The sequence below is a fragment of the Rhodopseudomonas sp. genome, from assembly GCF_036404135.1.
GTDB lineage: Bacteria > Pseudomonadota > Alphaproteobacteria > Rhizobiales > Xanthobacteraceae > Rhodopseudomonas_A.
In genome coordinates this window covers 26,803-38,350 of the sequence record NZ_DASWPE010000059.1, presented here as the reverse complement: position 1 = coordinate 38,350, position 11,548 = coordinate 26,803, and the positions used below count along the sequence as shown (strand labels likewise).

Genomic DNA, 11,548 nt, shown 5'->3' with positions numbered 1-11,548 from the left:
GTTCGGGTTCGATGGAACGACGGACGAAGGCCCAAGCTGAGGTTCGGGCTTCAAAGCCCTCGGATGACCCGGTCTCTCGTCCGCCACCGCGCGAGACAGCCTACCGCCTCGCCCAGCAGAATTTAAGTTACAAGGATGACGGACCGCGGATGAGGCGGAGCGAGCGGGTGTCACTTCGCCCGCTGCGTCACCGCCTTGTCCTTGGGCTGCTGCGCGGTGCACAGATTCTGCGCGGTGTTGATCAGCGCGATATGGGTCAAGGCCTGCGGGAAATTGCCGGTCTGCCGCTTTGCCTCGGAATCATATTCTTCCGCCAACAGGCCGATGTCGTTGGCGACGGAGGCGACGCGGTCGAACAGCGCGCTGGCCTTGTCGATTTCGCCGGCCAGCACATAGGCGTCGGCGAGCCACAGGCTGCAGGCCAGGAACGCGCCTTCGATCGGCTGCTGTTCGTCGGTTATTTCGCGCGGATCGTGGCGCAGCACGAAGCCGTCGCGCATCAGATGCCGCTCGATCGCGGCCAGCGTGCCTTGCACCCGCGGGTCCGACGCCGGCAGGAAGCCGACCGACGGCAACAGCAGGATCGAGGCGTCGAGCACCTTGGCGCCGTAAGATTCCACAAAGCAGTTCTGCTCCTTGTCGAAGCCGTTGGCGCAGACGTCCCGATGGATCTCGTCGCGCAGCGACCGCCATTTTTCCAGCGGCGCGTCGAGGCCGAAGCGCAGCGCGCTCTTGATGCCGCGATCGAACGCCACCCAGGTCATCACCTTGGAGGAGACGTAGTGCCGGCCGTCGCCGCGGCGCTCCCAAATGCCGCTGTCCGGCTGATTCCAGATTCCGGCGAGATGATCGAGCACGGCGCATTCGATCGCCCAGGATTCGCCGTCCAACATCAGGTCGGCCATCCGCCACTGATGAAACACGTCGATCAGTTCGCCATAGACGTCGAGCTGCAATTGCGCGTGCGCGGCGTTGCCGATCCGCACCGGCTGCGCGCCCTCATAACCCGGCAGCCAGTCAGCCTGCCATTCCAACAGCCGGCGCTGCCCCATGATGCCGTACATGATCTGCAGATTGGCCGGCGAGCCCGCCACCGCGCGCAACAGCCAATTGTGCCAGGCCGAGGCTTCCTCGGTGTAGCCGGAATTCATCAGCGCCAAGAGCGTGAAGGTGGCGTCGCGCAGCCAGCAATAGCGATAGTCCCAATTGCGCGCGCCGCTGAGTTTCTCCGGCAGCGAGGTGGTCGGCGCCGCGACGATGCCGCCGCTCGGCGCGAAGGTCAAAGCCTTCAGCGTGATCAAGGAGCGCATCACCTGGTCGCGATAGCCGCCGTGATAGGTGCAGCGGCCCGACCATTCCGCCCAGAACTGCTCGGTGTCGGCGAGCGCCTGCGCGGCGTCGATCGGCTCCGGCACCGGCAGATGCGAGGGCGCATAGGTCAGCACGAACGGCACGCTGTCGCCGGCTGAGACCTCGAACTCCGCCACCGTGGTCATGTCCTCGCCGCGGGTCGCGACCGGGGTGCGCAGCACCGTCATGTCGGGGCCGCAGATCGCCAGGAGCGCGCCGCCGTCGGTGCGCTTCACCCAGGGAATGTTGACGCCGAAGCCGAAGCGGATCACCAGCTCCATGCGCAGCTTCACCCGGCCCTGCTCGCCGCGCACCAGCCGCACCACGTCGGACGCGGATCCGCGCGGCGGCATGAAGTCGATCAGCGTGACCGTGCCGCTCGCGGTCTCGAGCCGGGTTTCCAGGATCAGCGTGTCGCCGCGGTAGCGCCGCGAGCAGCCGGTGATCTCGTCGACAGGCGCGATCTGCCAGCGGCCGTGCCTGTTGTCGCCGAGCAGTGCGGCAAAGCAGGCCTCGGAATCGAACGACGGCCAGCACAGCCAGTCGATCGAGCCGTCGCGGCCGACCAGTGCGGCGGTCTCGCAATCGCCGATCAGGCCGTAATCTTCGATATGTCCTGGCAAGTGGCAATCACCGTTGTTGGCCGCGTCCGGCGGTGGCGTCCTGCAACGCCGGCTGATCGATCGCCGCCACGATATCTTCCAGCGGCACCGGCAGGCGGCGGCGCCAGTTCGGATGCTGATCGACGGTACCCGGAATATTCGGCTGATCGGTGACCTTCAGCAAGTCCTCCAGCGAGATCGCCAGCAGCCGCGAATGGGTCCGGGTGAGAAATTTGGTGACCGCGTAGAAATCGTCGCGCTCGATCGCCTGATGCCGCAGCATGTCGCCGAGCATGCCGAGCGCATGCCAGCGGGCGTCGTCGGATTCGCCGGGGTCGATGCCGATCGAACGCTTGAACTGCAGATCGGCGAAGCTGCGCCAGCCGGCGAAGGTGGCCAGATCATGGGTATTGAAAGTCACCAGCGCGTTCGCCGGATAGGCGTCGGGGCCGCGGAACGCGCCGTTGCCGTCGCGCTCGAAGATCATCACCCGGTACGACCAGATGCCCCACGCCGCCAGACGGTCGCGGAAGCCGTCCGGCACGGTACCGAGGTCCTCGCCGATCACCACGCAATGATGCGCGCAGCTCTCCAGCGCGGTGATCGCGAGCAGCGCCTCGAACGGCATCTGCACATAGGCGCCGTTGTCGGCGCGAAAGCCGTGCGGCACCAGATAAAGCCGCTTTAAGCCCAGCACGTGATCGAGCCTTATCGCGCCGGCGTAGCGCATCGAGGCTCGCAGCATGGCGCGATACGGCTCGAACGATCGCGCCTCGAGCCCGGCGGCGTTGAAGCCGGCAAGCCCCCAGTCCTGCCCGGCGGTGTTCAGCGGGTCGGGCGGCGCGCCGACCCCGAGTTGCCGGGAGATCGCCACCCGCTCATTCCAGGCATCGAAGCCGTCGCTCTGCACGCCCACCGCGACGTCGAGATAGAGCCCGATGCTCATGCCGCGCCGCTTGGCGCTGTCGCGGCAGCCGCGCAGCTGCTCGTCGGCGCACCATTGCACGAATTCGATGAAGCCGATCTCGCCGCCGTCCTCGCCGTCGCGCAGCTTTTCGCATTGCGCGTCGTCGGGCTGCCGCCACTCCGCCGGCCAGTCCCACCACGGCGTGTGGAATTTATGCCGCAACACTTCGAAACAGGCAAAGCGCAGCAGCAAGGCCCCGCGCTCCTCGCGGAACGCGGCGAAGCCGGCGGCGCGGTCGGGGCGCGGATCGGCGCAAAAGCTGTCATAGGCCTGGCGCAGCGCCCGCCATTTCAGGCCCGCGACCGTGGCGTAGCTGATGGTCTCGGCTCGCGCCAGTTCGGCGAGGGTGTCCTCGACGTCGGCGAACCGCTCGCGGGAAAACTCCGGCAATTGCTCGACGTCGATATACAGCGCGTTGAGAAACTGCCGGCTGTTCGGCGAATACGGACTGCAATCCGACGGCCGGTCGTCGAACAGCGCGTGCAGCGGATTGAGCCCGACGCCGCCGGCGCCGAGCGAGGCGGCAAGATCGATCAGCCGCTCCAGATCGGTGAAATCGCCCATGCCCCAGTTGCGGGCGGAGCGCACGCCATAGAGCTGCACCGCCAGAATCCAGCAACGATCGAAGCTGCCGCTATAGGCGGTAGGCGGCGCCACGATCAGCGGCGCCTCGTCATGGCTCTGCGTCGCATCGGTGAGATGCAGCCGGTAGCAGCCGATCGGCAGATCGGCCGGCCAATGCAGCGTGCGGTCGCCGGACTCCCCCTGGGCGATGATGCCGTCGCTGCTGCCGATGGTCCAGCGCAGCGGCAGCGCCACCGCTTCGCACAACTCGGTCCGCGCCGCTTCGCCGCGCCGGATCACCACCGGCCCCTGCAGCCAGCGCCGGCGCAATTGCACCGGCATGGCATCGAGAATGACCTGCAGCGCCGCGGCGTCGGTGACGCGTCGGTGTCCCTGCCCGTCATAGAATTCGGTCTGGATGCCGAGTTCGGTCGCTTGAGTGAAAAGATCCATTCGGCACGCTGTCTGCACGCAACGCGGGGAGCGTCGCGAATCCGTCAAATTCAAGAACAGGATAGTCGTCCCTAACGCGGATGCGTAGAGTGGGTTCCGGGAACTATGCCCGTCATAGAGACTTTGTATAGGACCTGACCGCCCGTTCTCCTATTCTTGATTGGGATGGTTATCCTAGTTTCCTAGATATTGGCATCACCGTGAACAAAACCGCGCAGAGCATCCAAAGCGCCGCAGCCGGCGGGGCTTTTCATATCGAAGAGATCTATCCGATTGTCGACGCCGGCCGCTATGCGGTGAAACGTATCGTCGGCGAGCCGATCGCGATCTGGGCCGACGTGTTTCGCGACGGCCATGAGGTGATCGCCGCCGCCGTGGTCTGGCGCCGCGAGCAGGATCAGGACTGGCAGCGCGCGCCGCTCACCTACGACGTCAACGATCGCTGGGGCGGCAGCTTCGTGCCGGATCAAGTGGGGCGCTACGTCTATGCGATCGAGGCCTGGACCGACGAATTCGCCACCTGGCGGCATGGCTTCGAGCTGAAGCTGCAAGCCGGCCAGGACGTCACGCTGGACGCGCTGGAAGGCGCCGCGATGCTGACCAAGGCGCGGGCCAGCGGCGAACGCGCCGCGACCATTCAGCGGCATTGCCAGAGCTATCTGGAGACCGGGGAGCCGGAGCCGCTGCTGGCCCCGGAGCTGCGCGAGGCGATGGCCGACAGCCAGGCGCGGCCGGATCTGACGCGCTCGGCGCTGCTGCCGCTGGTGGTCGACCGGCCGCGGGCGCGCTCCGGCGCCTGGTACGAGATGGTGCCGCGCAGCCAGGGCACCACGCCCGGCCAGCACGGCACCTTCCGCGACTGCATCAACCGGCTGCCCGACATCGCCGCGATGGGGTTCGACGTGATCTATTTCACGCCGATCCACCCGATCGGCCGCACCAACCGCAAGGGCCGCAACAACGCGCTGACCGCCGAGCCCGGCGATCCCGGCAGCCCCTATGCGATCGGCGGCGCCGAGGGCGGCCACGACGCGATCCATCCGGAATTGGGCACGCTTTCGGATTTCCGCGCCTTCCTCGCCGCCTGCAAGCTGGTCGGGATCGAGGTCGCGCTCGACATCGCCGTGCAATGTTCGCCGGACCATCCCTGGTTGACCCAGCATCCCGACTGGTTCAGGCGGCGGCCCGACGGCACCATGCGCTACGCCGAAAATCCGCCGAAGAAGTACGAGGATATCGTCAATCCGGATTTCACCTGCGAGGACGCCGGCTCGCTGTGGAACGCGCTGCGCGACGTGGTGCTGTTCTGGGCCGAGCACGGCGTCAAGATCTTCCGCGTCGACAATCCGCACACCAAGCCGTTCGCGTTCTGGGAATGGCTGATCCACGAGGTGCAATTGCAGCACCCCGATGCGATCTTCCTGGCCGAAGCCTTCACCCGGCCCAAGGTGATGAAGGGGCTGGCCAAGCTCGGCTTCACCCAGTCCTACACCTACTTCACCTGGCGCACCCAGAAATGGGAGCTGGAGCAGTACCTCACCGAGCTGACGTCCTACCCGGTGCGCGACTATTATCGGCCGAATTTCTTCGTCAACACCCCGGACATCCTGCCCTATCACCTGCAGAGCGGCGAACCTTGGATGTTCAAGTCGCGGCTGGCGCTGGCGGCGACGCTGTCCGGCACCTATGGCATCTACAACGGCTTCGAGCTGCTCGAACACGAGCCGATTCCCGGCAAGGAGGAATATCTCAATTCCGAGAAATACGAGATCAAGGTTCGCGACTGGGATCAGCCCGGCAATCTCAAGCCCTATATCCGCGACATCAACCGGGCGCGGCGCGCCAACGCCGCGCTGCTGCAGACCAGCAATCTGCGCTTCGTCTTCATCGAGGACCCCAACGTGATTGGCTTCGTCAAGCAGTCGGTCGATCGCTCCAACACCGTGGCGGTGGCAATCGCGCTGTCGCGGGATTTTCACGAGGTCTGGTTTCCGTTCGGCGACACCCAGATCCAGACCAGCCATGGTCTGAGCCCGGTCGCGGCGCTGGAGAACCTGATCACCGGCGAACGCGTGCCGGTGCAATGGGGTGGCGTCCGCCTGCGGATCGACCCCAGCCGTGACCCCGCCTTGCTGTTTCGCTGCCTAGCCTGAAGGGCTTGCCCATGAATATCATGCCCTCGATCGAGCCGGAAGGCTCGCAGACCTCCGTCGAGACCGACGATCTGTGGTACAAAGACGCCATCATCTATCAGTTGCACGTCAAGGCGTTCGCCGACAGCAACAATGACGGCATCGGCGATTTCGCCGGCCTCACCGAAAAGCTGGATTATCTGCAGGAGCTCGGCGTCACCGCGCTGTGGCTGATGCCGTTCTATCCCTCGCCGGGCCGCGACGACGGCTACGACATCGCCGATTACGGCGCGGTCAGCCCCGACTATGGCACCATGAAGGATTTCCGCCGCTTCATCTTCGAGGCCAAGCGCCGCGGCCTGCGCGTCATCACCGAACTCGTCATCAACCACACCTCGGACCAGCACGACTGGTTCAAGCGCGCCCGCCGCAGCCCCAAGGGATCAAGCGCCCGCGACTGGTATGTCTGGAGCGACACCGACCAGAAATATGCCGGCACCCGCATCATCTTCACCGACACCGAGAAGTCGAACTGGTCGTGGGACGCCGAAGCTAAGGCGTATTACTGGCACCGCTTCTTCTCGCACCAGCCGGACCTGAACTTCGACAATCCGCGCGTGGTGTCCGCGGTGATCCAGGTGATGAAGCGCTGGCTCGAAACCGGCGTCGACGGCTTCCGGCTCGACGCCATTCCCTATCTGTGCGAGCGCGACGGCACCAACAACGAGAACCTGCCGGAGACCCACGCCGTCATCAAGAAGCTGCGCGCCGAACTCGACGCCTACGCCAAGGGCAAGGTGCTGCTCGCCGAGGCCAACCAGTGGCCGGAGGACGTCCAGCAATATTTCGGCGCCGGCGACGAATGCCACATGGCCTATCACTTCCCGCTGATGCCCAGAATCTACATGGCGCTCGCGCAGGAGGACCGTTTTCCGATCACCGACATCCTGCGGCAGACCCCGGACATTCCGGCGAATTGCCAATGGGCGATGTTCTTGCGCAACCACGACGAGTTGACGCTGGAAATGGTCACCGACGTCGAGCGCGACTATCTGTGGTCGACCTATGCCAACGACCCGCGGGCGCGGATCAATGTCGGGATAAGGCGGCGGCTTGCGCCGTTGATGGACAACGACCGCCGCAAGATCGAGCTGATGAACTCGCTGCTGCTGTCGTTTCCCGGCACGCCGATCATCTATTACGGCGACGAGATCGGGATGGGCGACAACATCTATCTCGGGGACCGCAACGGCGTGCGCACCCCGATGCAATGGACCCCGGACCGCAATGGCGGCTTCTCCCGCGCCGACCCGGCGCGGCTCTATGCGCCGACCATCATGGACCCGGTGTACGGCTACGAGGCGGTCAATGTCGAGGCGCAGTCGCGCAGCCTGTCGTCGCTGCTCAGCGCCACCAAGCGGCTGATCGCGGTGCGCAAGTCGACGCTCGCCTTCGGCCGCGGCAGCATGATTTTCGTGCGGCCGGCCAATCGCGCGGTGCTGGCCTATATCCGGCAATATGACGGCGAGGTGATTCTATGCGTCGCCAATCTGTCGCGCTCGGCGCAGGCCACCGAGCTCGACCTGTCGGCGTGGAAGGAGCGTATCCCGCAGGAAATGCTGGGGCGCACCCGGTTTCCGGCGATCGGCGAACTGCCTTACATGATCACGCTGGCGCCCTACGGCTTCTACTGGTTCCGGCTGTGCGAGCGCGATGCCTCGCAGCACCCGGCGACCACCATGGTGCCGGAATTCGAGACCCTGGTGGTGCCGCTCGGCTCGTCCTGGATGACGCTCGGCCGCACCCGCGGGGTGTTCGAGCGCGACGTGCTGCCGGCGCATCTGGCGCGCACCCGCTGGTATCCGGAGCACTCGCCGCGCGCGATCCATCCCCGCCTGACCTCGGCAATCCCGTTCTGCAACGACGGCGAGAACCGGCCGTGGCTGGCGTTTTTCGAAGCCACCCAGCGCGGCGTGACCTCGCGCTACGTGCTGCCGATGCAGATCGCCTGGGTGCGGTTCGATCGCGAACGCTTCAACCCGCGGGCGTTCGCCGCGGTGCGTCAGGGCGCCCGCGAAGGCACCCTGCTCGACGTCGCCTCCGATCCCGGCTTCATTACGCTGCTGTTAAAGAATCTGCGCGACGCGCTCACCGTCGAGGAGCAAGGCGTCAAGCTGAGTTTCCGGCCGACCGCGCGGCTTGCCGAGAAGCCGGAAAAGCCGTTCCAGAATATTCGCGCGGTGGAAACCGAGCAGTCCAACAGCACCACGCTGGTCGACGGCGATTACGTAGTGAAATTGTATCGCCGGCTGGACAGCGGCATCAATCCCGAGATCGAGATGGGCCGCTTCCTGACCGAGGTCGCGGGCTTCGCCAAGACCCCGGCGCTGATGGGCAGCGTCGAGCTGATCGAGGGCGACACCAGCAGCGCGGTGGCGGTGGTGCACGCCTTCGTCGGCAACCGCGGCGACGGCTGGACCGTGACCCAGGCCTATCTCGACCGCTTCGTCGACGAGCAGCGGCTGCTGCCGACCGCCGAACACCCCGGCGAGAGCGACGAACAGGTGCCGTATCTGCGCTACATGTCGCAGACCGGCAAACGCGTCGCCGAGATGCACGTCGCGCTGGCCGCGCACCCCGAGGTGGCGGATTTCGCCCCCGACCCGATCACCGCCGAACAAATCCGGGGCTGGGTCGACAGCGTCACCTCCTATGCCGAACGGGTGATCGACGATCTGAAGCGCCGCCGCGAGCAGCTCAAGGAGCCCGACCGCCGGCTGGTCGACGAATTGGCGGCGCTGCGCGACACCATCCGCGGCCGGCTGCACGGCCTGCTGCACGAGGACGGCGGCGGGCTCAACATCCGTCACCACGGCGATTTCCATCTCGGCCAGATGCTGATCGTCAAGGATGACGTTTTCATTATCGACTTCGAAGGCGAGCCGCGCCGCACCCAGGCCGAACGCCGCCGCAAGGCGCCGCCGGCGCGCGACGTCGCCGGATTGATCCGTTCGATTGACTATTCCGCCACCGCGGCGTTGGATCGCGCGCTGAAAAACGCCCCCGACGAGCAGGGCAAACTTGCCTCCGCGCTCGAAGCATGGCGTAACCGATCGACGGCGGCGTTTCTCGGCGCCTATCGCGAGGCGATGACCGATCCCCGGTTGTGGCCTGGCAATCCCGAAGCCGCCGGTGGGATTCTCGATTTCTTCCTGCTAGAAAAAGCGTTCTACGAAATCGAATACGAACTCGCCCATCGTCCCGATTGGCTCCGCGTCCCGCTCGCCGGTGTCATTCGGATCTTGTCCCAGCGTTCCCAGGAGGTCACATGATTGCGAATCTGCCCGACGAGGCATACGCGATTGTGGAAGGCCGCCACGCCGACCCGTTTCGCTATCTCGGGCCCCACCAGGAGAATGACCGCACCGTGGTGCGGGCGTTCCTGCCGGAGGCCTCGATGGTCGACGCGGTCGACGAACATGGCGGCACAGCGGCGTTGGAGCGGGTGCACGACGCAGGCCTGTTCGTCGGCCAGTTGCCGAACGGCTCGAATCGCTACCAGCTGCGGGCGCGGTTCGGCGAGACCACGGTCGATCTCGACGATCCTTACCGATTTCCGCCGATCCTGACCGACTTCGACCTCTATCTGCTCGGCGAAGGCACCCATCAGCGGCTGTACGACAAGCTCGGCGCCCACCCGCTGACGCTGGACGGCGTCGACGGCATCGGCTTCGTGGTGCTGGCGCCGAACGCCGAGCGCGTCAGCGTGGTCGGCGACTTCAATTTCTGGAATCCGCGCCGGCATCCGATGCGGGTGCGCGGCTCTGGCTATTGGGAGCTGTTCGTGCCGCGGGCGCTCGCCGGCGACCACTACAAATTCGACATTATCGGCCCGCACGGCCAGCAACTGCCGCTGAAATCCGATCCGCTGGCATTCGCCGCCGAGCTGCGCCCGGCGACCGCCTCGATCGTGGTCGATCCGGCGCGGCTGTCGCATCCGCGGCCGGCGCCCGCCAACATCAACGCGCTCGGCGCGCCGATGTCGATCTACGAGGTGCATCTGGGCTCCTGGCGGCGCAAGGACGACAATCAGTGGCTGAGCTATCGCGAGCTCGCCGAACTGCTGCCGGCCTATGTCCGCGACCTCGGCTTCACCCATGTCGAATTCCTGCCGGTCAACGAGCATCCGTTCGACGGCTCCTGGGGCTATCAGCCGACCGGGCTGTTCGCGCCGACCAGCCGGTTCGGCACCCCGGAGGATTTCGTCGCGCTGGTCGACGCCTGCCATCGCGAGAACATCGGCGTGCTACTCGACTGGGTGCCCGGGCATTTCCCCGACGATCCGCATGGGCTGGCCAATTTCGACGGCACCGCGCTCTATGAACATGCCAACCCGTTGCAGGGCCGGCACATGGATTGGGGCACGCTGATCTACAATTACGGCCGCACCGAAGTGGTCAACCTGCTGGTCTCCAACGCGCTGTTCTGGCTGGAGCGCTACGCGGTCGACGGGCTGCGGGTCGATGCGGTGGCCTCGATGCTGTATCTCGACTATTCGCGGCCGGCCGGCGGCTGGATCCCGAACAAATATGGCGGCCGCGAAAACCTCGAGGCGATCGACTTCCTGCGCCGCTTCAACACCGAGGTCTATGCGAAATTCCCCAACGCCACCACCGCGGCGGAGGAATCCACCGCCTGGCCGCAGGTGTCGCGGCCGGTCGAATATGGCGGGCTCGGCTTCGGCTACAAGTGGAACATGGGCTGGATGCACGACACGCTGGACTACATCAGCAAGGATCCGATCTACCGCAGGCATCACCACGGCGAGATTCTGTTCGGCCTGCAATACGCCTTCTCGGAGAATTTCATTCTGCCGCTGTCGCATGACGAGGTGGTGCACGGCAAACGCTCGCTGCTCGGCCGGATGCCGGGCGATGCCTGGCAGCGCTTCGCCAATCTGCGCGCCTATTACGCCTTCATGTTCGCGCATCCCGGCAAGAAGCTGATGTTCATGGGCTGCGAATTCGCCCAGGAGCGCGAGTGGAATCACGACCGCTCGCTGGACTGGCATCTGCTTGAGCAGCCGAGCCACCAGGGCATCCAGGCGCTGATCCGCGACCTCAACGCGCTGTATCGCCGCTTGCCCGCGCTGCATCAGCTCGACTGCGACGGCTACGGCTTCGAATGGATCGTCACCGACGACGCCGACCGCAACGTGTTCGCCTGGATCCGCAAAGGCAATGAGCCGCGCGCGCGCTGCCTGGTGGTGGCGAACTTCTCGCCCAACGTCTATCGCGACTATCGGGTCCGGGTGCCGTTCCCGGGCAAATGGCGCGAGGTGCTGAATTCCGACTCCGCGCATTACGGCGGCAGCAACGTCGGAAACACCGGCGAGGTGCAGACGCTGGATCAGCTGGTCCCCGAACTCAGCCTGTCGTTGCCGCCGCTCGGCGTCATCTTTCTCACCCCGGAAGATTGAC

The 11,548-nt window shown here is 65.6% G+C and carries 5 protein-coding genes; 3 read left to right on the top strand and 2 right to left on the bottom strand.

Features of this window, described 5'->3' with window-relative positions; all coding sequences use genetic code 11:
• Nucleotides 1–170: 170 nt before the first annotated feature.
• Together VGC77_RS06740 and malQ are read right to left on the bottom strand one after the other, a co-directional pair.
• Nucleotides 171–1,973 carry a glycoside hydrolase family 15 protein gene (locus VGC77_RS06740; RefSeq protein ID WP_331170802.1) on the bottom strand — a complete coding sequence of 601 codons (1,803 nt, stop codon included), beginning with the start codon at nucleotides 1,971–1,973 and terminating at the stop codon, nucleotides 171–173.
• Between the two features lie 7 nt (nucleotides 1,974–1,980).
• A complete protein-coding gene (malQ, locus tag VGC77_RS06735) occupies nucleotides 1,981–3,936 on the bottom strand; it encodes a 4-alpha-glucanotransferase (RefSeq protein ID WP_331170801.1) in 1,956 nt (651 codons plus the stop codon).
• 200 nt (nucleotides 3,937–4,136) lie between these two features.
• Here malQ and VGC77_RS06730 point away from each other — a divergent pair, with 200 nt between their 5' ends.
• The 3 genes from VGC77_RS06730 to glgB are packed head-to-tail and all read left to right on the top strand — an operon-like array spanning nucleotide 4,137 to nucleotide 11,547.
• On the top strand, nucleotides 4,137–6,089 hold the full coding sequence (locus VGC77_RS06730; RefSeq protein WP_331170800.1) for an alpha-1,4-glucan--maltose-1-phosphate maltosyltransferase: 1,953 nt from the start codon (nucleotides 4,137–4,139) through the stop codon (nucleotides 6,087–6,089).
• Nucleotides 6,090–6,100: 11 nt separating this feature from the next.
• Nucleotides 6,101–9,400 carry a maltose alpha-D-glucosyltransferase gene (gene treS, locus VGC77_RS06725; protein WP_331170799.1) on the top strand — a complete coding sequence of 1,100 codons (3,300 nt, stop codon included), beginning with the start codon at nucleotides 6,101–6,103 and terminating at the stop codon, nucleotides 9,398–9,400.
• The gene (glgB, locus tag VGC77_RS06720; protein WP_331170798.1) at nucleotides 9,397–11,547 is read left to right on the top strand and encodes a 1,4-alpha-glucan branching protein GlgB; all 2,151 of its coding nucleotides are present in this window, start codon (nucleotides 9,397–9,399) and stop codon (nucleotides 11,545–11,547) included. Before treS ends, glgB begins: the two co-directional genes overlap by 4 nt.
• Nucleotide 11,548 lies beyond the last annotated feature (1 nt).

Coding starts and splice junctions, on each gene's coding strand:
- malQ (WP_331170801.1), bottom strand. CDS start 3,936: ATGGATCTTTTCACTCAAGCGACCGAACTCGGCATCCAGACCGAATTC.
- glgB (WP_331170798.1), top strand. CDS start 9,397: ATGATTGCGAATCTGCCCGACGAGGCATACGCGATTGTGGAAGGCCGC.
- treS (WP_331170799.1), top strand. CDS start 6,101: ATGAATATCATGCCCTCGATCGAGCCGGAAGGCTCGCAGACCTCCGTC.